Origin of the sequence: Candidatus Thalassolituus haligoni (assembly GCF_041222825.1) — a bacterium.
In the GTDB taxonomy this organism is placed as follows: Bacteria; Pseudomonadota; Gammaproteobacteria; order Pseudomonadales; family Oceanobacteraceae; genus Oceanobacter; species Oceanobacter antarcticus.
The window spans coordinates 1820998-1847682 of the sequence record NZ_CP139482.1 but is presented as its reverse complement, the minus strand read 5'-3'; the positions used below and the strand labels follow the sequence as shown (position 1 = coordinate 1847682).

The following is a 26685-nucleotide window of genomic DNA, read 5'->3' as shown; positions in this document are numbered from 1 at the left end:
GATGCCGGGGCGGCTAGCAGGCAGGAACTTGGGAAGCAGTGACGCGTCAGCTGTCAGACAAAGCCAGTACGGGTTCCAGCAACAGTGGCCCAAATGGCTGACTGGGAATATCAAACTGCTGGGGGTATCGCACCCCGACAAAATGCAAGCCATCACCTGGCGCAGTAACGCCAGCCGCCAGCCGGGATTTGGCTTCCAGTACCTCCGCCATCCACTCAATCGGCTGATGACCTTCACCGATGGGCAACAAGACGCCAACAATGTTTCTCACCATATGGTAGAGAAATGCACTTGCTTCCAGCTCCAGCAAAATCAGACTGCCCCACTGCCGCACCTGGATACGATGCATGGTTTTAACCGGTGTTTTGGCCTGACAGTCTTTCGCCCGAAAAGAAGAAAAGTCATGCTGCCCCAGCAGCGACTGCGCAGCCTGGTGCATTCGGCCAGCATCCAGTGGGTAGCGCCACCAGGTTAACTGATCATGTTGCAACGCCTGGCGATACGGAGCGTTATTAATCAGATAGCGATAGCAGCGTGCCTGAGCCTTGTAGCGGGCATGGAATTCAGGGGCAACCTGACCAATCCATTGCAACGATACATTGGCTGGCGTGTTGGTATTAATTCCCATCAACCAGCCATAGTCACTGCGTTTTGAGGTGGTATCAAAATGAATCACCTGCCGCGTCGCATGCACACCTGCATCGGTGCGCCCGGCACAGGCTATCTCGACCGGGTGATTAGCTACTTTGGAGATAGCCGCTTCCAGAGCGGCCTGTATGGTAGGTTCGTTGTGATGTTTTTGCTTCTGCCAACCGTGGAAACAAGCGCCGTTGTATTCCACGATAGCAGCATAACGATAAGTATCAGACATTGATCAGATCAGTGAATCCAGCAGATTTTGTGCATCCTGCTTTTGTTGATCGCTACCTTCCTGGACAATCTCGTTCAACAGCTCGCGGGCACTTTCTGCCTCACCCATATCGACATAGGCACGAGCCAGATCCAGCTTGGTATCGCTGGCATCAGTACCGGACAAGTAGGCAAATTCATCTTCTGTCTCTGCCAGCTCATCCAGATCAATCGAATCTGCAGTAAACGACGGGATGTCCATGTCGCTGGCATCCGCATCCGATACGTCAGCCAAATTCGACTCGTCTGATGTGAAGTCTTCGAGTTCAGCCAAGTCTGGCAGAGCTTCAGCATCATCCAGCTCAAATGCCAGGTCTTCAAGTTCATCCAGTTGTGGCAGTTCATCAATCGCGACCGCTTCTGCCAACTCCAGCTCAGAAACTTCTTCTAGTTCCGGCAGCTCTTCAAAATCGAATTCCGGCAGTTCCTCTTCCAGGTCGGCCAACCCGGGCAAGTCTTCGAGTGGTTCCAATTGCTCCAGAGAAGTAGTCGCTGATGCGCCAGTCACATCGTCTTCGACAGTTGCCAGATCAAAATCGTCGAGTGCCGGATCGGCTTCGGCTAATGTCTCTGTACTTTCCAGTGCGCCTTCAGATTCCCGTCCGAATTCTTCCAGCTCATCCAGTTCGGGCAATTCCTGGTCGTCTTCACCACCAACAAGCAACCGAACCCCGGTCAAGTCTGCTTCGCTCAGCTTGGGCAGATCCGCCATGGAGTCCAGCGCATCCAGTTCTGCCTCCAGACTATCGAGGTCAAACTCCATCAACGTCTCGTCAGCAAGTTCCGGCGTTGTATCGGTCCGTTGCTCTGCGGCTGTTGTACTGGTCGCTGCGGTGTCGTCTTCAGCCACCACCGAGGCAAGCATTTCCAGCTCGTTATCCAGTTCGGCCAGATCAAGATCAAGATCCAGTTCACTGTCATCCGCTTCCAACCCGACAACCGGAGTTTGCTGTCCAGCGGCGTCTGTCACTGCTTCCTCTACATCTGGATCAGCCAATTCAGCAGTATCAAGCTCTGCCTCAAAATCAGACAAATCAAACTCATCCAGCGCCAGCTCAGCAGCTTCATCAATCGTATGAGGTGCTACTGGCAGGGTCACATCTTCACTGGCCACATTCAGCTCAGGGACTTCAAACTCCAGCGAGTGTTCTCCGTCGTCAACCGCCAGGGGCTCCTCAACAGCCTCTTCTTCACCCAGTTCTGGAATATCGAGACCATCAAGGTCAAATTCCATCACATTATCGCCGGACAAGGTGGCAGGTTCCTCAGCCGCTGGGGTGGCTTTTGCAAGTTCTTCCAGCAGATCATCAGATACATCAAAATCCATCAGGTTTTCATGTTCTGGCTCGCTGGCTTCCCCAACAGGTTCCGCAGTAATCTCTTCGTCATCATCGAAGGCGGACAGATCAAAATCCAGCCCCTGGTCATCGTCAGAAATCGTTACTTCGTCGACAATTTCTGCATGACCACCACCGGCCAGACTGTCCAGAGAGAAATCCAGTCCGTCGTCTTCCTGTGTATCGCCATCGTCGCCTTCGGCCAGGGCTGTTTCAAAGTCCATCGCATCAGCACCCAACACCGGCATTATATCGACGTCTTTTTCAGCATCCTTTTCAACGTCTCCAGCATCAGTTGCATCTGAATCCGTGTCGGTGATGTCGAAGGAGTCATCCAGATCGTTCTTGAACTCCATATCCAGATCGTCAAGTGAAATACTGTCGAAATCACTGTCAGTTACTGGTGTCATAGGACTGGTCAAGCGGAAGCGTAACTGCTCGGCTTCGCTCACATCGGCATCAGACGCAAAGCCCAGCAAGCGGGTTTCTTCATCTGCAAAAGCGCTGGCATCGTCAAGTTCCGACAGTACTTCCAGTAACTTCAGACTGAGGTCTGACCGGTCTGGCTGGGCTTCAATTGCAGGAGTCAGTTTACTTAACGCCTCATCAAAACGTCCGTACGCAATATCGGCGTCGACTTCGGTCAGCAATTTATCTCGGGTGTCGAAACTGTCGGTCGAAATATCCAGTGCATCATCGCCACTGAACAGGTCTGCTCCCAACTGGACACCCGTGTCGGAATCGTCATCCTCATGACCAAAACTGAACTGGTCAAAATCATCGGTATCCGGTGCCGCAGCATCGGCCATTTCGTCCTGAAGCTGCGCGGCGGCGGCTGTTCCGAGTGATTCTTCCTGCTTGCTTCCGCCGCCCAGACGTTTTTTCACTGCGGTATAAATCAGCGCGATCAGTAATAATATCGCCGCCAATACACCACCAAGCGTAATAGGATCCTGCAAAATACTGTCAAGCAGATCAGGCTCGGGACGTGGTGCTGGCACAACACGAGGTTTTGGACGTTCCGCCATCTCTGGCTTTGGCTCCGGCGCAGGTTGCGGCTTCACTTCTGCCAGGGCCGATTTGGAAGTCTCTGTCGCTGGCACGGCACGCTCAACAGCCCCTGCCACTTCCGCAGGCTGAGCCATGTCCGGCTGACTTGCAGGTGCCACCACAGACTTGTCTGCAGGTTGTTGTGCTGCATTAACCTGCATATTGGCAAGCTGGTCGTCTTTCAGGCTGACCAGGCGCTGTAACGCAGCGATCTGTTCTTCCAGGGCGGTCAGGCGATCAGCCAGATCGGCGTTGTCACGGCGGCTCTTGTCGAGGGTCTCCAGCGCGATGGCCAAATCGTTTTCAAGGACTTCCTGACGCCCATTACCGCGGCCGGCTACTTCACCGCTGGCTCCAGCCGAGTCGGATTGTTCGCCACGATCAGAGACCAGCCGCACCTCACCGCCGGTGGATGAGGCGCGTGAAGAAGGTGCAACAGCAGCTCGGCCGGTAGCATCCAGCTGTGCTGTACCAGCAATCGCCTGGTTCTGGCGGGCTACTTCACTGACAGCACTCTCAAAGCTGATCGCATGAATCTGGTCAGGATCAGGGATACGTAAGACCTGATGCGTTTTCAGGCGATTGATATTGCCGCCGATAAAGGCATCTGGATTGTGTTGCTGGATCGCCATCATCATTTGTTGTGGCGTGACACCGGTATCCGGTCGGGTAGCCAGTGAAATCGCCCATAAGGTGTCATTAGGCTGCACCATATAGGTCCCTGGCTCTGCGGACTGACTCTGCCATTGTCCGGTACTGCCACGAGTAGCAGCAGCTGGGCGAGCTGCTGGTGTCGCGGCGGGCACAGGCGCTGTTGCGCTACTGCTGGTTGTAGCCGCCGGGGCAGAAACCAGCGGTCGAAAGCTTTCTTCTGCAAAGGTGGGTGGATCGAGCAATACGGTAAACTCACGTACTACACGGCCTGACGGCCAGTTCAGCTCAACCAGAAAATTCAGGAAAGGTTCGGTTACCGCTTCACGGGTTGCTAATACGATTTTGTCGCCAACCACCTTGAATTTGATTTTGGTAAGGAAGTAGGAACGTTCAACACTGTAACGTTCAAAGGCGTCGGTACTGGCCAGTACCGGTTTGATTTCCCATTCAGAAAGGCCTTCTGAATCGACCAGGGCTATTTCGGCAGCCAGAGGCTGATTAAGCGCCGATTTGAGCGTCAACTCTCCCAGCCCTAATGCCAGTAGCTGAGTTGACATGGTCAAACTTCCGACCAGCAGCAAGGCGTTCGCAAATAGGCGCTTCATTGGTGCATCCTTGGTTGTCACTTTACGGCTTTATAGCCCAGATTAATCAAAATATTCCGATAGCAGATCTGCTGGTAAGCACTAATACTGGCAGAGCACAAGCAAGCGTAAGTATCAAGTATAACCAGTTCTGGCGCAATCGCTGCGACCGGTATGCGGCAATAAAACTGATATGAATGAAAGGTTTATGACGTATTCGAGATGTTGCGTATGAAAAAGCGGACTTCCGTCCGCTTTTATTGACCAATTTCTATGAACGGTTTAACAAAATCCGCAACATTCTGCGTAAAGGTTCTGCCGCTCCCCAGAGTAACTGGTCTCCAACGGTAAAGGCTGAAATATACTCTGGCCCCATATTAAGCTTGCGAATTCGACCGACAGGTATACTCAGCGTCCCGGTAACCGCCGCTGGCGTTAATTCCTTCATACTGGCCTCCCGATCATTCGGAATAACCTTCACCCAATCGTTATGAGCCGCCAGAATTGCTTCAATCTCTGCCAATGGCAAATCCTGAGTCAGTTTCATGGTCATCGCCTGGCTGTGGCAGCGCATCGCACCAACACGAACACAAAGGCCATCAATAGGAATCTGCCGATCCCCGGAACCCATGATTTTGTTGGCTTCAACCTGGGCTTTCCATTCTTCACGGCTTTGACCAGAATCCAGCTGCGAGTCGATATAGGGAATCAGGCTACCTGCTAGCGGCACACCAAAATGATCTTTTGGATATTCCTCACTATTGATAAATTCAGATACTTGGCGATCGATATCCAGAATAGCAGCTGCAGGATTGTCAAGTTGGTCACGAACATTGGAATGAATCGCTCCCATTTGCGTAATTAACTCACGCATATTCTGAGCACCGGATCCGGATGCAGCCTGATAGGTCATCGGCGCAACCCACTCAACCAGTCCTTTTTCAAACAGACCACCCAGCGCCAGCAACATCAAACTGACGGTACAGTTACCGCCCACGTAGGTTTTGATACCCGTATCCAGGCCCTGGTTAATCACATCAGCATTAACCGGATCCAGTACAATGATGGCATCGTCCGCCATACGCAAAGTGGACGCCGCATCAATCCAGTAGCCCTGCCAGCCGGATTCACGCAGTTTTGGATACACGTCCTTGGTGTAATCACCGCCCTGACAGCTAATGACGACATCCTGCTGACCGAGCGCACTGATATCGTAAGCATCAGCCAAGACACCGTTGTCTTTGCCGCCGAGGGCAGGAGCCGCCTTGCCTGCCTGAGATGTGGTAAAAAATTGTGGCGTTATCAGGGCAAAATCCCCTTCTTCTTCCATACGCTGCATCAGTACGGAACCCACCATGCCACGCCAACCGACTAATCCTGTTTTCAACATTTTCTATTACCTTGTTCTTGATACAGCAAAACCGCGACAGGCGCGGCTTGCATTCCAAACGAGCATCCGGAGTATCCGGTCAGTACAAAATAGCGCGGATTTCAAGACTGCTTTACAGCGCAGCCAGTACCGCTTCGCCCATTTCACTGGTACTGACACGGGTCATACCGGCAGAGAAAATATCTCCGGTACGCAACCCCTGATCCAGTACCTTGCTGACCGCTGCTTCAATAACATCTGCTGCCGCGCCTTCATTCAGGCTATACCGTAGCATCATGGCTACAGAGAGGATAGTTGCCAACGGATTGGCAAGCCCCTGACCGGCAATATCCGGAGCCGAACCATGGCAAGGTTCATACATGCCCTTGTTGTTTTTGTCCAGTGAGGCCGATGGCAACATACCGATAGAACCGGTCAGCATCGCTGCTGCATCCGACAGGATATCGCCAAACATATTGCCGGTTACCATAACGTCAAACTGTTTCGGTGCCCTCACCAGCTGCATCGCCGCATTATCGACGTACATATGGGACAATTCGACTTCTGGGTATTCTTTCGACAACTCTTCCATAATTTCGCGCCATAGCACGGTCACTTCCAGTACATTGGCCTTGTCGACCGAGCACAGTTTCTTGTTGCGCTTCATCGCCGATTCAAAGGCGACACGACCAATACGACGAATCTCGGATTCGTTATAAACGTAGGTGTTGTAACCTTCACGCTCGCCATTTTCCAGAGTACGAATACCCCGTGGCTGGCCGAAATAAATACCGCCGGTCAGCTCGCGGACAATCAGAATATCCAGACCGGAAACCACTTCCGGCTTCAGTGTCGAAGCATCGGCCAGCTGCGGGTACAGAATGGCTGGACGCAGGTTGCCAAACAGGCCCAGATTCTTGCGAATATCCAGCAATCCTTGTTCCGGACGTTTGGAGCGATCTTCCAACTTGTCCCACTGCGGGCCACCGACAGCACCGAGCAGAATGGCATCGGCAGCGATGGCCTTGTTCAGGCTTTCTTCCGGCAGCGGAAAGCCGGTTTCGTCGTAAGCCGTGCCACCGACCAGGCCATGATCTATTTCCAGCCCCAGTTTAAAGCGACTATTGATATGCTCCAAAACCTTGACCGCCTCGGCGACAATTTCAGGGCCAATACCATCACCTGGCAAAACCAGAATTTTCTTGCTCATTATTATTTCCTGTTACTTGCTGTGGCAGCAGTCATAGGCTGCCACTGTGATATTCATGGGGTTATCCAAGCCGACAAACGACTCAGGAGCCTGCGTTAAACAACCAGGGAGAAGACACGCGACGGGCTTCTTCGTAGCTACGAATATCATCCGCATCCTGTAACGTGAGGCCAATATCGTCAAAGCCATTCAACAAACAGTATTTGCGGAAGGCATCTACTTCAAAGGGTATATCCTGGCCATCGGGTGTCAGAATCAGCTGCTTTTCCAGGTCGATGGTGAGTTCGTACCCTTCGCTCCCGGCAACGGCCTTGAACAGGCGCTCTACCGTCTCTTCCGCCAGCACGATAGGCAACAAGCCATTCTTGAAGCAGTTATTGAAGAATATATCAGCGTAACTCGGCGCGATAACAACCCGGAAGCCGAAATCCTCCAGTGCCCAGGGGGCGTGTTCACGACTGGAGCCACAACCGAAGTTCTCGCGGGCAATCAGCACAGACGCACCCTGGTAGCGCGGTTGATTCAGCACAAAATCCGGATTCAGCGGACGCCCGCTGTTGTCAGCATCGGGCTGACCTTCATCCAGGTAACGCAGCTCGTCAAACAGATTCGGGCCAAATCCGCTGCGTTTGATCGATTTCAGAAACTGTTTCGGGATGATCATATCGGTATCGACGTTGGCACGATCCATCGGTGCCACAAGGCCGGTGTGTACAGTAAATGCTCTCATGGTATTACTCCGGATCAGAATTCACGAACGTCAACAAAGTGACCCGCAATCGCGGCAGCGGCGGCCATCGCCGGGCTGACCAGATGGGTGCGACCGCCATAGCCCTGACGACCTTCAAAGTTGCGGTTGGAGGTCGAGGCACAATGCTCGCCCTGCCCCAACCTGTCAGCATTCATCGCCAGACACATGGAACAGCCCGGCTCGCGCCATTCAAAACCGGCTTCGACAAAAATCTTGTCGAGACCTTCTTGCTCAGCCTGCTCCTTGACCAGACCGGAACCCGGCACCACTAACGCCTGTAAAACACTGTCAGCAACCTTGCGGCCTTGTGCCACTGCCGCCGCCTGACGCAAGTCTTCAATCCGGCTGTTGGTGCAGGAGCCGATAAACACACGATCCAGCTTGATATCGGTGATTTTCTGGCCCGGCTCCAGCCCCATGTAGGCATAGGCACGTTCAAAGCCGGCACGTTGGGCACCGTCCCGTGCGTCTTCCAGAGCAGGAACCGTGGCATCAATCGTGGTTACCATTTCAGGGGAAGTCCCCCAGGTAACCTGCGGCTTGATATCTTCAGCGCGCACCTCGACCACCTTGTCAAATACGGCATCGTCATCGGATACCAGATCCTGCCAGGCCGCCAGTGCCAGCTCCCACTGATCGGCGTTCGGGGCATAAGGGCGACCCTTGACATAAGCTGCCGTGATGCTGTCAAACGCGACCATACCGACACGAGCACCGGCTTCGATGGCCATGTTACACATGGTCATACGGCCTTCCATGCTCATCGAGCGAATGGCAGAGCCACCAAATTCCATCGCGCAGCCATTACCGCCAGCGGTACCAATGATACCGATCACGTGCAACACCACGTCTTTGCCGGTAATGCCCTTGCCCAGTTCACCATCGACACGAATCAGCAGGTTTTTCATCTTGCGCTGAATCAGACACTGGGTTGCCAGAACGTGCTCAACTTCCGAAGTGCCAATACCATGAGCCAAAGCCGCGAAAGCACCGTGAGTGGCTGTATGGGAGTCGCCACACACCACGGTCATCCCAGGCAGGGTGGCACCTTGCTCCGGGCCAACAACGTGAACAATGCCTTGACGCTTGTCTTTCATCTTGAATTCAGTAATGCCGAACTCATCACAGTTGTTATCGAGTGTTACCACCTGGATTTTGGATACCGGATCAACAATACCGTCGACACCAGACTCACGCTCGATGGCGGTGGTCGGCACGTTGTGATCCGGCGTCGCCAGGTTGGCGTCCAGACGCCATGGCTTGCGCCCGGCAATACGCAGTCCCTCGAACGCCTGGGGAGACGTTACTTCGTGCAATAACTGGCGATCGATGTAGATCAGTGCAGTACCATCATCGCGTTCTTTAACGACGTGCTGTTGCCAAAGTTTGTCGTACAGTGTTTTTCCGGTCATCGGTGGCTCCTTATTGGAATGCTCTGTTGACGGGTGTGCTTTCACGGTCTACGCCGCTTGATGAGCGGGTGATTGCCTTATGGTACTCACTCTGTTAAACAACACAAATTCATTCTTTTTCTATATTGAATTCCTAACAGGAATCAGAAGCCAATAACATCAGCAGCGACTTACTCCGAGGCCCAGCATGGATAGCCAACAACTTAAAGCCTTTTTGGCGGTTGCCCGCCACCAATCGTTTTCGCTGGCAGCAGAGCAGCTGTTTTTAACCCAATCTGCCGTTTCCAAACGCATTCAGCAACTGGAACAGCAGCTCGACAGCCCCTTGTTTGAACGCCACAACCGTTCCATCAGTCTGACCGAATCAGGCCAACGATTACTTCCAAAAGCACGTGAAATCCTTGAGCTGATGAATGACACCCAGATTCAGATCAATAATCTGGCAGGCTCCGTTGAAGGCACTCTCAGCATCGCTACCAGCCACCATATTGGCTTGCATCGAATCCCGCCTTTTCTGAAATCCTTTGTCCGCCAATACCCTGCGGTACGACTGGACATTCGTTTCCTGGGTTCTGAAGATGCTTATCAGGCCGTCGAGCAACGCCGGGTCGAATTGGCGCTGACAACGCTGGATGAACGGCAACCGGATCGGGTTACAGCGATCCCGCTCTGGCAGGATGACATGGTCTGTGTTTGTGCTCCTGGCCACCCACTTGCTTGCCAACAACAAATAAGCCTCTTCAGTCTGGCTGAAAATGTCGCTATTTTGCCAGAACCGGATACCATCACTTACCGGGTTGTCGACGCGGCTTTTCGAGATGCCGGTCTGACGCTGGAAACCCATATGCCGACCAACTATCTGGAAACCATCAAGATGATGGTCAGCGTTGGCCTTGGCTGGTCGGTACTGCCATCCAGCATGACAGACGATCAATTGTTTGTATTGCCCTGGCCTGGCGCTCCAATGATTCGGCCGCTGGGTGTTATTCATCTGGCAAACCGTACCCTCACCAATGCCGCCAGCGCATTTATTGCACTGCTAAGCGATTCAGCCACCGAACCGACCAACTTGATCCATGACATAGTGGCAACAGAAGGTGAAGCGTAAGCTGGGGATGTTGACGGTCAATACCAACGGGAAGTGGATCTGGATTCAACCCGCAAACCGGTCAACGTATTATCATTACCCCCTTGTACATCAATAACACGGGAGAAGCCGTTATGCTGGATATCAACCATTTGCTGGTCGTGCTCGACGCTGAACACCCTGAGCAAATAGCACTCGACAAGGCGCTCTGGCTTGCGGGGGTACTCAAGGCCGATGTCAGTCTGCTGACGTCGGTTTACGAACCTTACTGTGGTGACAGTTCTTCTCTGGAAGAAACCACCAAGCAGCAAATTCGCCGCGCACGTATTGATTCAACGGAGCGCTGGATTGAAAGCTTTGTACCGGAAGTACAGGAACGTGGCATCACGGTGCGTACGGAAGTCCACTGGCAGAAGCATCTGCATGAAGCCGTTATCGAATCCATGCGAGCGACAGATTACGATCTGGTTATCAAGGGGACTCACCCTCATAGCCTGATCGATCGCCTGTTCACCCATACCGACTGGAACCTGATGCGCCATTGTCCGGCTCCCGTACTGCTGGTGAAATCCCCCGCCGCCTGGCAACACAATCGTATACTGGCCGCCATTGATGCGACGTCAGTTGATGACGGCCACCAGCTTATTAGCGACAACATTCTCTCGTTTGCAGAACATCTGGCCGATCATTTTGATACCGATCTGCATATGGTTAATGCCTTTCCTCAGGTTGCCATTGCCTTTGCCATGGTTCCTGAAGTCACTGCGCCGGACGATATTCAGGCCTATATCACTGAACAGCATCAGGATGCCTGCGAGCAATTGGCCAAGAAATACAACATTCACGAGGATCACGTTCATATTGCCGAAGGGGAAACCGATACCGTCGTTGCCGAGACAGCAACTGCTGTGGCCGCTGACGTACTGGTAGTTGGCTCAGTCGGCCGCAGTGGCATTGCCGGTGTATTGATTGGCAACACCGCCGAGCAGCTGGTCGACAAAGTGCCTTGCGATGTGATAGTGATCAAACCGCAGGATGGTGTTCTGCCTGAAGCAGAATAGCCCTGCAAGTAAAAATCAAGCAAAAAAAACCGGGCCAAAAGAAAAGGCCCGGTAAAATTCAGGACAGAGAGTGAGAGAGCACATCCGGTAACAGAATAACGCCACTACCGGATGTGACCGGACTGAGTGCCAGCCCGGCCACAATGGTATGACTCACTTCCCGGATTAAGTTCCCGGCTTTTATTTTCTGACGCCCTTTTCTTTCAGAGTGGTTTCAATTTCAGCCAGGCACGAAGGATCATCAATCGTCGATGGCGCAGTATATTCTTCGTTATTGGCAATATTACGCAGAATCTTGCGCAGAATCTTGCCTGAACGGGTTTTTGGCAGGCGCTGCACCACCACCGCATGCTTGAAGCTGGCAACCGCACCAATCTGGTCACGTACGCGTTTGACCAGCTCTCGCTGCAATTCCTCTTCGTCAATATCGATGCCATCTTTAAGCAGGATAAGACCCAGAGGCTCCTCACCTTTCAGATCGCTAGCCTGACCAATGACGGCACACTCGGCGACAGCCGAATGCCCCGCCACCACTTCCTCCATTTCGCCGGTAGAAAGACGGTGACCGGCAACGTTAATAATGTCGTCGGTACGACCGAGAACAAACAGATAGTTATCATCGTCCAGATAACCGCCGTCGCCGGTAATATAATAACCGTCAAAGGTGCGCAGATAACCTGCCACAAAACGATCATGGTTGCCCCAGATGGTGGGCAAACATCCGGGTGGCAATGGCAACTTGATTGCAATACTGCCCTGTTCATTGGCGGCAACCGCTTTGCCGTGAGAATCCAGGATTTGCACGTTGTAGCCAGGCGAAGGACGGGTAACAGAGCCAGCTTTTACTTTGGCCGGTTCCAGCCCCATATGATTCCCGGCAATGGCCCAGCCGGTTTCGGTTTGCCACCAATGATCCACAATCGGTCGCTGAATGTGTTCCAGCACCCAGTCATAAGTCGGCGGATCCAAGCGTTCGCCAGCCATAAAAATGGTCTTCAGTTTACTGAGGTCATATTGCTGTGCCAGCAAACAGTCGGGATCTTCCTTCCGCACAGCACGAAACGCTGTCGGGGCTGCGAACAGACCTTTGACGCCATACTCCTCACACACACGCCAGAAAGCTCCGGCATCCGGCGTACGTACCGGCTTGCCTTCGTAAAATACGGTGGTGCATCCTGCCAGCAACGGGGCATAGACGATATACGAATGCCCAACCACCCAGCCAACATCCGAGGCAGCCCAGAAGACATCACCAATTTGCATGTCATATACCACGTCCATGCTGTATTTCATCGCCACGGCGTGGCCACCGTTGTCGCGAACCACCCCTTTGGGTTTACCGGTTGTGCCAGAGGTATACAGCACATACAAAGGATCTGTCGCCAGTACCGGCGTGCAATCTGCAGGCTCGGCGGCTGCCATCCCGATCTCCCAATCGAGATCGTAGCGATCATTCAATTCACAGCGACACAAATCACGCTGTAGCACAATGCAACGTGACGGCTTGTGAGCCGCAATGTCGATAGCCGCATCGAGAATAGGCTTGTACTCAATGATTTTGTTGACCTCAATACCGCACGACGCTGACACCAGAACCTTGGGTGCCGCATCGTCGATACGCATAGCCAGCTCACTGGCAGCAAAACCACCAAACACGACCGAGTGAATGGCTCCCAAACGTGCACACGCCAGCATGGCAATCGCGGCTTCCGGCACCATCGGCATATAGATAACAACCCGGTCGCCTTTCTCAACGCCCTGAGCCTTCAGGACACCAGCAAACCGGGCAACCGCTGCTGTCAGTTCTTTATAGGTATAAGAACGTTTGGTATTGGTGACAGGAGAATCGTAGATCAGTGCCAGCTGATCTCCACGCCCTTGCAACACGTGATGGTCGAGTGCCAGATAGGCCGTATTCAGTTCACCATCAGCGAACCAGCGGTCGACGCCATTCTCGTCTTTACTCAGGGTAACGTCTGGCACCTTGAACCACTGAATTCTGCCAGCCTGTTCCGCCCAAAAACCTTCAGGGTCATTGATGGATTTTTTATATTGTTGTTGGTATGTCATAAGCCTTCCCCACTTGACTGTCGGGATACGATAGGCCATGACGTATTCATCCAGCTATTCGACCAAGGGGGATCACACCTTGGTCTATATCTTACGACCGTTAGATTCTTTCAAGAGTATCTTTGCACACTAGCTGCTGCGAACAGCAGGCCAAAAAAAACCCGCCGAAGCGGGTTTTTCAGGAAACCGGAGGTAACAACTTACCAGCCAGTCTTTTCCTTCAGTGCTTTACCGATATCAGCCAGGCTGCGAACGGTGGTTACACCAGCGTCTTGCAACGCTGCGAACTTCTCATCTGCAGTACCTTTACCGCCAGAGATGATCGCACCAGCGTGACCCATACGCTTGCCTGCAGGAGCAGTAACACCCGCGATGTAGGACACTACCGGCTTGGTAACGTTAGCCTTGATGTAGGCTGCGGCTTCTTCTTCAGCAGTACCACCGATCTCACCAATCATCACGATGGCTTCAGTCTGTGGATCGTTCTGGAACAATTCCAGTACGTCGATGAAGTTGGTACCCGGAATTGGGTCACCACCAATACCAACACAGGTAGACTGGCCGAAACCGTAGTCTGTCGTCTGCTTGACCGCTTCGTACGTCAGGGTCCCTGAACGAGAAACGATGCCGACTTTACCTGGCAGGTGGATGTGACCTGGCATGATGCCGATCTTGCACTCTCCAGGAGTGATCACACCTGGGCAGTTAGGGCCGATCAGGCGAACGCCCAGCTCGTCACACTTAACTTTGGCATCCAGCATGTCCAGGGTAGGAATGCCTTCGGTGATACATACGATCAGCTTGATGCCAGCGTTAGCGGCTTCCAGGATCGAATCCTTACAGAAAGGTGCTGGAACGTAGATAACAGAGGCTTCTGCACCCGTCGTTTCAACCGCTTCAGCAACCGTGTTGAATACCGGCAGGCCCAGGTGAGTCTGACCACCCTTGCCTGGAGTAACACCACCGACCATCTTGGTGCCGTATGCAATTGCCTGTTCAGAGTGAAAGGTACCTTGAGCACCCGTAAAACCCTGACAAATAACTTTAGTATCTTTGTTGATTAAAACGCTCATGATTACCCCTTATTTGCCAGCTGCTGCGGCAACAACTTTCTGTGCTGCGCCAGTCAGATCGGTGTCAGCAATAATGTTCAGGCCACTTTCAGACAGAACCTTGGTACCCAGCTCTGCATTGTTACCTTGCAGACGCACAACGACAGGTACTTTCACGCCGACTTCCTTGACTGCACCGATAACGCCTTCAGCAATCATGTCACAACGCACAATACCGCCGAAGATGTTGATGAATACCGCTTTAACGGAATCATCAGACAAGATGATCTTGAACGCTTCAACAACACGTTCCTTGGTAGCACCGCCGCCCACGTCCAGGAAGTTGGCAGGGTTGCCGCCGTGCAGTTTGACGATGTCCATGGTACCCATGGCCAGGCCAGCGCCGTTAACCATACAACCGATGTCACCATCCAGGGCGACGTAGTTCAGTTCCCACTTGGCAGCGTGCGCTTCGCGCTCATCTTCCTGGGACGGATCGTGCATTTCCTGCAGATCCTTGTGACGGTATACCGCGTTGCTGTCGATGTTCAGCTTGGCATCCAGACAGTGCAGATTGCCTTCAGAAGTGATAACCAGCGGGTTCACTTCCAGCAGTGCCAGATCTTTGTCAGCAAACAGCTGCGCCAGACCCAGGAAGATCTTGGTGAACTGCTTGATCTGGTCGCCTTGCAGGCCCAGTTTGAACGCCAGCTCACGGCCCTGGTATGGCTGTGCACCAACGAGAGGATCAATCGTTGCTTTCAGGATCTTTTCTGGCGTTTCTTCTGCAACCTTCTCGATTTCCACACCACCTTCGGTCGATGCCATGAAAACAATGCGGCGGGTTGAACGGTCAACAACCGCTCCCAGATACAGCTCCTGAGCAATATCGGTACAGGTTTCAACCAGAATGCAGCTAACCGGCTGACCATTTTCGTCTGTCTGGTAAGTCACCAGGTTTTTACCCAGCCACTGGTCAGCAAACGCTTTGATTTCTTCTTTGGAAGAAACCAGTTTCACACCACCAGCCTTACCGCGACCACCAGCGTGGACCTGTGCTTTGACTACCCAACGGTCGCCACCGATTTCGTCAGCTGCAGCTGCTGCTTCTTCTGCTGTTTTGGCTGCCACACCTTTTGAAACTGGCAGACCGTACTGAGCAAAAAGCTGTTTACCCTGATATTCGTGAAGGTTCATCGCTTTCGTCCTGTTTCTTTTACTTTGTCGGGGGTTGCCCGACAGCCTGTGTTAACTGAACAGCCATTGTGTGGCGCACGGAGTGCCGAGTGTTCAGCAATATAAGCAAAGGCCCGGATAACCGGGCCAATGTTTTACATCGGGATTACTTCTTCGGGCGACGATTCGCTTTATGAATCGCAGCATTGTTCACAGCCAAAGCGGCCTCATGAACCGCTTCAGACACGGTTGGGTGCGCAAACACCATCATGCCGATATCTTCAGCACTGGAACCGAATTCCATCGCCACAACCACTTGCTGACACAGATCACCGGCATTGGGGCCAATCACGCTGGCACCCAGAATACGGTCTGTTTCAGCGTGAGCGATCATTTTGACGAAACCTTCCGTCTGATTCCCTGCCATGGCCCGACCATTGGCAGCGAACGGGAACATGCCCACGTTGTACGGTTCGCCTTCGGCCTTGACCTGTTCTTCCGTCTTGCCAACCCAGGCAATTTCTGGGCTGGTATAGATAACGGAAGGAATCACGTCGTAGTTCACCTGAGCTTTGTGGCCATGGATACGCTCGGCCACCATAACACCTTCTTCAGAGGCCTTGTGCGCCAGCATTGGGCCACGCACCACGTCACCGACGGCCCAGATTCCTGGAGCATCGGTTTTACAGGCTTCATCAACGTGAATAAAGCCGCGCTCATCCAGATTCACACCACTGTCACCAGACAGCAGACCGTCGGTGTATGGCTTGCGACCAACCGCAACAATCAGCTTGTCGAAAGTTTCGGTCTTTTCTTCGCCACCTTCCTGGAAGGTGACGGCAACAGCACCGTCTTTTATCTCAGAACCGGTCACACGGGCACCCAGACGAATGTCCATACCCTGCTTGGTGAACAGTTTCTGCGCTTCCTTGGCGACAGCCTGGTCAGCCACGTGCAAGAACTTGTCCTGTGCTTCCAGAACGGTCACCTTGGCACCCAGACGGCCCCATACTGAACCCAGTTCCAGGCCAATAACACCGGCACCGATCACACCCAGACGAGCAGGAACGTTCTTGAATTCCAGCGCACCGGTTGAATCAACAATAATATCGTCGGTCAGTGGCGTTGGCGGAATGTTCACAGGAACAGAACCGGTGGCGATGATGATATGTTCGGCTTCAATCAGTTCGGCTTCACCACCATGAGGAGTGAATTCCACTTTTTTGCCAGCCAGCACTTTGCCCGTGCCTTCCAGACCTGTCACACCATTGGCCTTGAACAAACCGGCAACACCCATGGTCAGGTTTTTAACGATCTGATCCTTGCGCGCCAGCATGGTGGCAATGTCGATAGACACTTCACCGGTGCTGATACCATGCAGATCAAAATCGTGTTTGGCTTCTTCATATTTATGTGACGTGTCCAGCAACGCTTTCGATGGGATACAACCCACGTTCAGACAGGTACCACCAAATACGCCTTTACCGTCTTTACTCAACCACTTGTCAATACAAGCCGTCTTCAGACCCAGCTGGGCGCAACGAATGGCAGCCACATAACCGCCAGGACCACCACCAACTACGACTACATCAAATTTCTTGCTCATTACAAATCCTTAATTTGTCGATTATACGTCCAGCAGCATACGTGCAGGGTCTTCCAGCAGGTTCTTGATGGTTACCAGGAACTGAACCGCTTCCTTGCCATCAATCATGCGGTGGTCATAAGACAGCGCCAGATACATCATTGGCAGGATTTCAACCTGGCCATTAACCGCCATCGGGCGATCCTGAATCTTGTGCATACCCATAATCGCAGTTTGCGGCGGGTTCAGGATCGGAGTGGACATCAGGGAACCAAACACACCACCGTTGGTGATGGTGAAGGTACCACCCTGCATGTCATCCATACCCAGTTTGCCGTCACGGCCACGCTTGGCGAAGTCACCGATAGTGCCCTCAATTTCTGCCAGACCCATGCTGTCAGTATCACGCAGTACAGGCACAACCAGGCCCCGTTCTGTTGATACGGCTACGCCGATATCCTGATAGCCGTGATAAACCATATCATTGCCATCAAGAGACGCATTAACAGCAGGGAAGCGTTTCAGCGCTTCTGTAGCAGCCTTGACGAAGAAAGACATAAAGCCAAGCTTCTGGCCGTGTACTTTCTCGAACTGGTCTTTATACATCTTGCGCAGTTCCATCACCGGCTTCATGTTGACTTCGTTGTACGTCGTCAACATGGCTGCATTTTGCTGCGCTTCAACCAGACGCTTGGCGATAGTCGCACGCAAACGGGTCATTGGAACGCGTTTCTCAATACGCTCACCCGCAACAGGTGCTGCAACAGGTGCTGCAGCAACCGGTGCGGCTGCCGCTGGCTTGGCAGTACCGGTTTTCAGATGATTAACAACGTCTTCCTTGGTGACACGGCCATCTTTGCCCGTCGCCTTGATATCCGCACCAGCCACGCCGTTTTCTTCTGCAATCTTGCGAGCCGCCGGGCTCATGATCAGATCACCAGTCGCGGCTGCAGGTGCAGTCTCCGCTGGCGCGGCTGCCGCAGGAGCCGTTGCTGCAACATCACCTTCAACAAAAATGGCCAGAACTTCATCGCTCAGTACCACTTCGCCTTCACCCTTGAAGACTTCCTTGAGTGTGCCATTCGCTGGAGCGACGACTTCCAGAACCACTTTATCGGTCTCGATATCAACCAGCAGCTCATCACGCTCAACAGCCTCGCCTGGCTGTTTGTGCCAGGTTGCTACCGTGCCATCGGCAACTGATTCAGGAAAAGTGGGTGCCTTGATTTCGATGCTCATTATTTTTTCCTTAAGGATTCCTGCGATTAGCCCTGAAGATCCAGAGCTTCACTAATGTATTGTTCAAGCTGCGCAAGGTGCAGCGCCATATAGCCAGCGGCTGGTGAAGCAGATGCAGCACGTCCCGCGTAGTTCAGTGTCATTCCCGGCTTCAGGTTGTTAATGGCACGTTGCATGTAATGCTGGCTGTTGTACCAGGCACCCATGTTTTTAGGTTCTTCCTGGACCCAGAAGATCTCTTCCATATTGGTATACGGAGCCAGAACTTCTTCCAGATCGTCATGAGGGAACGGATACAGCTGTTCAATACGGACGATCGCGATATCGTTGATTTCTTCAGCACGACGACGTTCCAGCAAATCGTAGTAGACCTTGCCTGAACACAGCAGCACACGACGTACAGCCTGTGTTTCCAGTTCGTCAATCTCATTGATCACCGTTTGGAAACGACCTTCGGCCAGTTCTTCCAACGTACTGGTTGCCAGTTTATGGCGCAGCAGACTCTTCGGAGACATCACCACCAGCGGTTTACGCACCGGACGAATTACCTGGCGACGCAGCATGTGGTAAACCTGTGCTGGCGTGGAAGGTACACAGATCTGGACGTTATGCTCGGCACACAATTGCAGGTAACGTTCCAGCCGCGCTGACGAGTGCTCAGGGCCTTGTCCTTCATATCCATGTGGCAACAGCATGGTCAGACCACACAGGCGGCCCCACTTGTGTTCGCCGCTGGAAATAAACTGGTCAAATACCACCTGGGCGCCGTTGGCGAAATCACCAAACTGAGCTTCCCAAACGACCAGACCGCCAGGGGTCGTAGTTGAGTAACCGTATTCAAAGGCCAGTACAGCTTCTTCAGACAACAACGAATCATAGAGATCGAATGCTGGCTGATTCTCACTGACATGACATAGAGGAACGTAACGGCTGGCGTCTTTCTGGTTATGCAACACAGCATGACGGTGGGAGAACGTGCCTCGACCCACATCCTGGCCGGTGATACGAACCGGGTAACCTTCTTTCAACAGGGTTGCATACGCCATGGTTTCAGCGTAACCCCAGTTAATCGGAGATGCACCGGCCCCCATGCGACCACGATCTTCCAGTATCTTGCCAACCTGACGCTGAACAGCAAAGCCTTCCGGTACTTCCAGCAACTTGTTGGAAAGCTCCTGCAATGCCTGGAGATCAAAGGTGGTGTCGGCATCGGCAGTCCACTCATGACCCAGATATGGCGTCCAGTCGACGAACAGCTCCTTGTTTGGCTCCTTGACGAGACTTTTGACCACGTGGCGCCCTTCATCAAGCGCCTTGCGGTATTCCTCTTCCAGATCTTTCACACCTTCAGCGCTAATCACTGCATCAGCAATCAACTTCGCCGCATACAGTTCGCGGGTGGTTTTCTGCTTCTTGATCTGTGCGTACATGATCGGCTGGGTACCGGAAGGCTCATCCGCTTCGTTATGACCACGGCGACGATAACAAACCAGGTCAATAACCACGTCTTTCTTGAATTCACGGCGGTAATCAGCAGCAATTTGGGCAGCAAACAAGACCGCTTCCGGATCATCACCATTCACATGCAGAATAGGTGCTTCAATAACCTTGGCAACGTCGGTGCAGTATTCAGTAGAACGAACATCTTCGCGCTTGGAGGTTGTAAAGCCCACCTGGTTGTTGATGACGATATGAATGGTACCGCCAGTCTTGTAAGCCCGAGTCTGGGACAACTGGAAGGTTTCCATAACAACACCCTGACCCGCAAATGCGGCATCACCATGCATTGAAATAGGAACAACCAGTTCACCCACCGTGTCTCCACGACGATCCTGACGAGCGCGTACCGACCCCTCAACCACTGGAGATACAATTTCCAGATGGGATGGGTTAAACGCCAGCGCCAGGTGTACTTCACCGCCAGAGGTCATCACGTTGGAAGAGAAACCCTGGTGGTATTTGACGTCGCCATGGGACTGGTATTCAGACTTGCCTTCAAATTCGTTGAACAGGTCAGACGTCTTTTTACCCAAGGTGTTGATCAGGGTATTCAGACGACCACGGTGCGCCATGCCGATAACAATTTCCTTGGCACCGTAAGAGCCAAAGCGCTGAATCAGTTCATCCATCAAGGGAATCAGTGACTCTCCACCTTCAAGACCAAAACGTTTAACACCGGGATAACGGGAACCCAGATATTTTTCCAGGCCTTCAGCCGCAGTCAGTCGCTCCAGCAAATGCAGTTTGACTTCTTTACTGTATTTGGGATGCGAGCGTGCGCTTTCCAGACGTTGCTGAAACCAGCGTTGCTCTGCGGTATTGACGATGTGCATGAATTCGGAACCGACGGTGCCACAATAGGTAGCCTCAAGCGCATCAACAATTTCTTTCAGCGTTGCTTCGTCCTGGCCAATAAACAGGGAACCAGACTGGAATCGGGTATCCAGATCAGCCTTCGACAAGCCATGGAAGTGTAAGTCCAGGTCAGGAACGCTCTGACGCTCCATCAGGCCCAGGGGATCCAGAGCAGCATGCTGGTGACCACGACCACGATAGGCGTTAATCAGCTGCAATACCTGAACCTGCTTGCGCTCGTGCTCGGTACTGACACTGCCCTGAGATACCGGGCGGTTGCGATGCTGATTTTTCGAAATGAGCAAAAACTGCTCACGGATCGGTTTGTGGGGTGTGTCGACGGTGACGCTTTCGTCGGCTCTTGGGAGTTGATCAAAATAATTACGCCACTCTTCAGGTACCTCACCAGGATCCTTAAGATAGGCTTCATAGAGCTCTTCTATGTAAGCAACGTTACCACCCGCTAACTGGGAGGTGCTCCATAGCTGCTCCATTGTTTGCTCGTGCATGTACGATCACCCTGTTCCTGTAAACATTGAGGACGATCACCAACAGAGTATTTTGCACCAACTCTAGCACTGCCAGGCGAGTTAGAGGGCCGACTGATAGGTCGCAAGGCCTCTGAGGTGAAGCAGGAATACCCTGGTCCCTCAATTACATTATTAGATTCGTAAAGCCGCGCTTTGTGGGCGTGACTTTCAAAAATTTTTCACGAAAACGGGCTGTGTGTCCAGCCCACTTACGTCTAACCGGCATTCCATAGAGTGCGGAATGCCGGCCAGTTGCCGTTTAAACCTGCTGGCTCAACAGCATGTTGCGAATATGACCAATTGCGCGGGTCGGGTTAAGACCTTTTGGACATACGTTGACACAATTCATAATACCGCGACAACGGAACACACTGAATGGATCAGAAAGATCATTCAGACGCTCTGTTGTTGCGGTATCACGGCTATCCGCCAAAAAGCGGTATGCCTGCAACAGACCAGACGGGCCAACGAATTTATCAGGATTCCACCAGAACGACGGACAAGCCGTTGAACAGCAGGCACACAGAATACACTCGTACAAACCATCCAGCTTCTCGCGCTCTTCCGGAGACTGCAGCCGCTCGATTGCAGGCGCAGGCTTGTTATTCAGCAAGAACGGTTTGATACGCTCATACTGGGTGTAGAACATTGTCATATCAATGACAAGATCACGAATGACCGGCATACCGGGCAGCGGGCGTAATACCAGCTTGTCCATCTTGCCTTTGGTCGCTTCAGAAATCGGCGTAATACAGGCCAGACCGTTCTTGCCGTTAATGTTCATGCCATCAGAGCCACAAACACCTTCGCGACAAGAGCGGCGATAAGCCATGCTCGAGTCCTGCTCTTTCACCAGAGCCAGAACGTCCAGAACCATGACATCCTTGCCACCAGGGACAGTAATGTCGTAATCCTGCATGTAGGGCGCAGAATCCTTCTCTGGGTTGTAGCGATAGATACTTACCAGCATTGCATACCTCCCATTAATAGGTACGGATTTTCGGTGGGAACGCTTCCATAGTCTTGGGAGCGAAGTTCACTGCGCGCTTGCCAATGGTCTTGGTTTGCGGGAAGTATACAGAATGGCACAACCAGTTTTCGTCATCACGTTCAGTGAAGTCGTTACGGGCATGTGCACCACGAGATTCCTTGCGTTCAATCGCCGCAACCGCTGTTGCATAGGCAGTTTCGAACAGGTTATCCAGTTCCAGAGCCTCGATACGGGCCGTGTTAAACGCACCGCTCTTGTCATCCAGAACGGTGTTTTTAAGACGCACACCGAGTTCATCCAGCATCGCCAGACCTTTTTCCATGCTTGGACCTTCGCGGAATACGCCAAAGTACAGTTGCATGGTTTTTTGCAGATCCGCACGAACGTCGGCAACACTCTCACCACCGCTGGAGTTATTCAGTCGGTTCAGACGCGCCATGGCAGCTTCAACATCGGCTTCGGAAGCATCTGCAGACTCAAATCCGTCACGGAAGCTTTGCTCAACCTGCAAACCAACGGCACGGCCAAACACCACCAGATCCAGCAGCGAGTTACCACCCAGACGGTTAGCACCGTGTACAGAAACGCAAGCTATCTCACCGGCGGCGTACAAACCCTCAACGACAACATCATTGCCGCTCTCGTCCAGAGTCAATGCCTGACCACCAATATTGGTAGGAATACCCCCCATCATATAGTGACAGGTAGGAACCACCGGGATCGGTTCTTTCACCGGGTCAGCGTGTGCGAACGTGCGAGATAATTCCAGAATACCTGGCAGCTTGGCATTCAGGGTCTCTTCACCCAGATGATCCAGCTTCAGGAACACATGATCGCCATCTTCACCACAACCACGGCCTTCCAGAATTTCCAATACCATGGAACGTGCCACAACGTCACGACCGGCAAGATCCTTGGCGTTTGGAGCATAGCGCTCCATGAAACGTTCGCCATCCTTGTTGATCAGGTAACCACCCTCTCCACGACAGCCTTCTGTAACCAGCACACCCGCTCCGGCAATACCGGTGGGATGAAACTGCCACATTTCCATATCCTGCATTGGCACGCCAGCACGGATAGCCATACCAACACCATCACCCGTGTTGATCAGGGCATTGGTGGTGGACTGATAGATACGACCCGCACCGCCAGTTGCCAGAACCGTTGCCTTGGCCTTGATATAGACAGTTTCACCGGATTCGATATCAATAGCGATAACACCGGCGACCTGGCCCTTGGAATTTTTCACCAGATCCACGGCATACCATTCATTCAGGAAGGTCGTGCCGCCTTTCAGGTTGCCCTGATACAGAGCATGCAGTAAAGCATGACCGGTACGGTCTGCTGCAGCACAGGTACGAGCAGCCTGACCGCCCTTACCAAAATCCTTGGACTGTCCACCGAACGGACGCTGATAGATTCGACCTTCTGCCGTACGGGAGAAAGGCAAACCCATATGTTCCAGTTCGAACACGGCCTGAGGGCCGACAGAACACATGTACTCGATAGCGTCCTGGTCACCGATGTAATCGGAGCCTTTGACGGTATCGTACATGTGCCAACGCCAGTCGTCGTTGGGATCATCGGAAGCGATAGCACAGGTGATACCACCTTGTGCCGATACCGTGTGGGAACGAGTTGGAAAAACCTTGGTCACACACGCGGTCTTGATACCCGCCTCGGTCAGCTGCAGTGCGGCACGCATGCCAGCACCACCACCACCGATCACGATGGCATCAAACGAAAGAGTTCTGATTGATGACATAACTTACACGCTCCAGAGGATATCGATACCCCAAACGAGGTAAACAAACAAAAACCCGACGCACACCAGTTGGAACAAAGTACGTACGCCAGCATTTTTGAGGTAATCGGTCGAGATGGTCCACATGCCAACCCAGGCATGAGCACAAATCGAAACCAGGGCGGCCATACTGAACACTTTCATCCAGGTATGAGCAAACAATCCCTGCCACTGAGCGAACTGCAAATCTGGTGAAGCCACCAGAAAGCCCACAAGAAACAGTGTATAGAGGGCCAGCACAACAGCACTAAGACGCTGTACTACCCAGTCATAAAGGCCACTACGGCCAAGATTTGTAACACTTGCTACCATACCCAAACTCCTGCCAGAAGAATTACGATCGCGCCTAGCACCAGAGTAATAATGGCACCGGTGTGTCCGCCTTCTTTGGTTTCACCAATTCCCATGTCCATCAACAGATGCTTTACACCCGCCACAAAGTGGTAACCCAATGCAGACAAAATGCCCCAGGCGATGAACTTGACTATCCCGTTATCAAATGCATTCGTCAGATTGGCGAAGCTTTCCGCAGACTCCAGCGATTCCGCCAGCGCCGTCAGCATAAAAGCGACGGAGAAGAACAGAATGAAACCGGATACACGATGGATAATGGATGCTTTGGCGGGAAGAGGGAGCTCAATAGTAGAAATATCCAAGTTTGTAGGTCTATTGCTATTCACGGCTCTTTACACTCTCTTATGGGCTCACTGCCCGCAAAACGGGAAGCGAGCGCGGGCTCAAGAAGACGACCTCCAGCCTGTACAAGTTTTGCACAAGTTTTGAGGCCGCGACAAATTATAGTCATGCACCTTCTCTTTTACAAACACTTAGCGCCGCGAGTTTACTACTATGGTATGTAGTGTTTACACGACGTACAGACACAATGCATCTGAGCGGTGCAATATACTCCGCTTGAATAGAAAGATATGCTCGACCCCATGGTAATTGACAAAACGAGTTCACAACCTATAGTGAACCCCCTTAATTAGAGGTAACGCCTTAATTACTGGGCTTAATTTGAACAGCAGGAGGCCTATCCATGGCTGACAAAAAAGCAATACTAACGGTCGATGGCATTGAAGAATCCCTGGAATTACCTGTATATGAAGGAACCCTTGGGCCGGATGTTGTTGATGTTCGTAGCCTGACTGGCAAAGGCCTGTTTACTTACGACCCCGGCTTCGTTTCCACCGCAGCCACTGAATCCAAAATCACCTATATCGATGGTGATGCCGGTGTTTTACTGCATCGTGGCTACCCGATTGAACAACTGGCAGAAAAGTCCGACTATCTGGAAACCTGCTATTTGTTATTGCACGGCGAGCTGCCATCTGCTGCAGAAAAGGAAACCTTTGTCAGCACAATCAAGAACCACACCATGGTTCATGAGCAATTGAGCCACTTTTTTAACGGTTTCCGTCGTGACGCGCATCCGATGGCCATTATGTGTGGCGTTGTTGGTGCCCTGTCCGCTTTTTATCACGATTCGCTCGACATTCATGACGACAATCACCGCGTTATTTCTGCCCATCGACTGATCGCTAAAATGCCCACATTGGCAGCCATGGTTTACAAATACTCCATTGGCCAGCCATTTATGTACCCGCGTAATGACCTGGGCTATTCCGAAAACTTCCTTCATATGATGTTTAATACTCCTTGTGAAGACCGTGAAGTCAGCCCCATCCTGTCCAAGGCCATGGATCGTATCTTCTTGCTGCATGCCGACCACGAGCAGAACGCCTCTACCTCGACTGTACGTCTGGCGGGATCTACCGGTGCCAACCCGTTTGCCTGTATTGCAGCAGGCATCGCAGCCCTGTGGGGGCCTGCACACGGTGGCGCCAACGAAGCGGTATTACGCATGCTGGCTGAAATTGGTGACGAATCCAACATCGACAAGTTTGTTGAACGTGCCAAGGACAAGGACGATCCGTTCCGCCTGATGGGCTTCGGCCACCGCGTTTACAAGAACTTTGACCCACGCGCCAAGGTGATGAAGCAGACCTGCGACGAAGTTTTGGCTGAACTGGGCATGGAAGACGATCCTATGCTGAAGATCGCCATGAAACTGGAAAAAATCGCTACAGAAGACGAGTACTTCATCAAGCGCGGTCTGTATCCAAACGTCGACTTCTATTCCGGCATCATCCTCAAGGCAATTGGCATCCCGACGGAGCTGTTCACCGTTATCTTCGCCACCGGCCGCACCCCTGGCTGGATTGCCCACTGGAACGAAATGATCAGCAGCGATTACCGCATTGGTCGTCCACGTCAGTTGTATACCGGGCACAAACGTCGGGATTATCCGGCCTGAATCCGATAAAATTATAAAAAAGGCCGCTTATTCAAGCGGCCTTTTTTATGCAACCGCACTATTAATGTCGTTATCAATTCCGCTACCATCAGATACAACCCCACTCATTAATAAACGTTTCTTCTGGATTAATCAGGATATC

Annotated in this window: 19 protein-coding genes; 3 read left to right on the top strand and 16 right to left on the bottom strand. The window is 52.4% G+C overall.

Annotation, left to right across the window (positions count from 1 at the left end):
• Positions 1-46: 46 nt before the first annotated feature.
• The 6 genes from truA to leuC all read right to left on the bottom strand — a co-directional run bounded on the left by truA (position 47) and on the right by leuC (position 9276).
• The gene (gene truA / locus SOJ49_RS08255) at positions 47-871 is read right to left on the bottom strand and encodes a tRNA pseudouridine(38-40) synthase TruA (RefSeq protein WP_369857748.1); all 825 of its coding nucleotides are present in this window, start codon (positions 869-871) and stop codon (positions 47-49) included.
• Positions 872-874: 3 nt separating this feature from the next.
• Positions 875-4555, bottom strand: a complete 3681-nt coding sequence (locus SOJ49_RS08250) for a FimV/HubP family polar landmark protein (RefSeq protein ID WP_369857747.1) — start codon at positions 4553-4555, stop codon at positions 875-877.
• Positions 4556-4805: 250 nt separating this feature from the next.
• Positions 4806-5924 (bottom strand): aspartate-semialdehyde dehydrogenase, encoded by a 1119-nt coding sequence (asd, locus tag SOJ49_RS08245; protein ID WP_369857746.1) that lies wholly within the window; start codon positions 5922-5924, stop codon positions 4806-4808.
• A gap of 112 nt (positions 5925-6036) precedes the next feature.
• Positions 6037-7113, bottom strand: coding sequence for a 3-isopropylmalate dehydrogenase (leuB, locus tag SOJ49_RS08240; RefSeq protein WP_369857745.1), 1077 nt, complete (start codon positions 7111-7113; stop codon positions 6037-6039).
• Positions 7114-7195: 82 nt separating this feature from the next.
• Positions 7196-7843, bottom strand: coding sequence for a 3-isopropylmalate dehydratase small subunit (leuD, locus tag SOJ49_RS08235; RefSeq protein WP_369857744.1), 648 nt, complete (start codon positions 7841-7843; stop codon positions 7196-7198).
• Between the two features lie 14 nt (positions 7844-7857).
• Positions 7858-9276, bottom strand: coding sequence for a 3-isopropylmalate dehydratase large subunit (gene leuC, locus SOJ49_RS08230; protein WP_369857743.1), 1419 nt, complete (start codon positions 9274-9276; stop codon positions 7858-7860).
• Positions 9277-9463: 187 nt separating this feature from the next.
• Here leuC and SOJ49_RS08225 point away from each other — a divergent pair, with 187 nt between their 5' ends.
• Together SOJ49_RS08225 and uspE are read left to right on the top strand one after the other, a co-directional pair.
• Positions 9464-10384, top strand: a complete 921-nt coding sequence (locus SOJ49_RS08225; protein WP_369857742.1) for a LysR family transcriptional regulator — start codon at positions 9464-9466, stop codon at positions 10382-10384.
• Positions 10385-10497: 113 nt separating this feature from the next.
• Complete coding sequence (uspE, locus tag SOJ49_RS08220; RefSeq protein ID WP_369857741.1) at positions 10498-11424, top strand: universal stress protein UspE; 927 nt, start codon at positions 10498-10500, stop codon at positions 11422-11424.
• 180 nt (positions 11425-11604) lie between these two features.
• Here the strand turns inward: uspE and SOJ49_RS08215 are convergent, their stop codons facing one another.
• The 10 genes from SOJ49_RS08215 to sdhC all read right to left on the bottom strand — a co-directional run bounded on the left by SOJ49_RS08215 (position 11605) and on the right by sdhC (position 24882).
• On the bottom strand, positions 11605-13494 hold the full coding sequence (locus SOJ49_RS08215) for a propionyl-CoA synthetase (protein ID WP_369857740.1): 1890 nt from the start codon (positions 13492-13494) through the stop codon (positions 11605-11607).
• A gap of 200 nt (positions 13495-13694) precedes the next feature.
• Positions 13695-14567: a succinate--CoA ligase subunit alpha gene (gene sucD / locus SOJ49_RS08210; RefSeq protein ID WP_369857739.1), complete on the bottom strand. Its 873-nt coding sequence runs from the start codon at positions 14565-14567 to the stop codon at positions 13695-13697.
• A gap of 9 nt (positions 14568-14576) precedes the next feature.
• Positions 14577-15743 carry an ADP-forming succinate--CoA ligase subunit beta gene (gene sucC, locus SOJ49_RS08205; RefSeq protein WP_369857738.1) on the bottom strand — a complete coding sequence of 389 codons (1167 nt, stop codon included), beginning with the start codon at positions 15741-15743 and terminating at the stop codon, positions 14577-14579.
• Positions 15744-15888: 145 nt separating this feature from the next.
• The gene (lpdA, locus tag SOJ49_RS08200; protein WP_369857737.1) at positions 15889-17328 is read right to left on the bottom strand and encodes a dihydrolipoyl dehydrogenase; all 1440 of its coding nucleotides are present in this window, start codon (positions 17326-17328) and stop codon (positions 15889-15891) included.
• 21 nt (positions 17329-17349) lie between these two features.
• Complete coding sequence (odhB, locus tag SOJ49_RS08195; RefSeq protein ID WP_369857736.1) at positions 17350-18546, bottom strand: 2-oxoglutarate dehydrogenase complex dihydrolipoyllysine-residue succinyltransferase; 1197 nt, start codon at positions 18544-18546, stop codon at positions 17350-17352.
• 26 nt (positions 18547-18572) lie between these two features.
• A complete protein-coding gene (locus tag SOJ49_RS08190; RefSeq protein ID WP_369857735.1) occupies positions 18573-21410 on the bottom strand; it encodes a 2-oxoglutarate dehydrogenase E1 component in 2838 nt (945 codons plus the stop codon).
• Between the two features lie 280 nt (positions 21411-21690).
• Positions 21691-22401, bottom strand: coding sequence for a succinate dehydrogenase iron-sulfur subunit (locus SOJ49_RS08185; protein WP_369857734.1), 711 nt, complete (start codon positions 22399-22401; stop codon positions 21691-21693).
• 13 nt (positions 22402-22414) lie between these two features.
• Positions 22415-24187 carry a succinate dehydrogenase flavoprotein subunit gene (sdhA, locus tag SOJ49_RS08180; RefSeq protein ID WP_369857733.1) on the bottom strand — a complete coding sequence of 591 codons (1773 nt, stop codon included), beginning with the start codon at positions 24185-24187 and terminating at the stop codon, positions 22415-22417.
• 3 nt (positions 24188-24190) lie between these two features.
• Entirely contained in the window at positions 24191-24538 is a 348-nt protein-coding gene (gene sdhD, locus SOJ49_RS08175) for a succinate dehydrogenase, hydrophobic membrane anchor protein (protein WP_369857732.1), read from the bottom strand.
• Positions 24532-24882, bottom strand: coding sequence for a succinate dehydrogenase, cytochrome b556 subunit (gene sdhC / locus SOJ49_RS08170; RefSeq protein ID WP_369857731.1), 351 nt, complete (start codon positions 24880-24882; stop codon positions 24532-24534). Before sdhC ends, sdhD begins: the two co-directional genes overlap by 7 nt.
• Positions 24883-25265: 383 nt before the next feature.
• On the opposite strand from sdhC, the gene gltA reads away from it, so the two are divergent.
• Entirely contained in the window at positions 25266-26543 is a 1278-nt protein-coding gene (gltA, locus tag SOJ49_RS08165; protein WP_369857730.1) for a citrate synthase, read from the top strand.
• Positions 26544-26685: the final 142 nt, after the last annotated feature.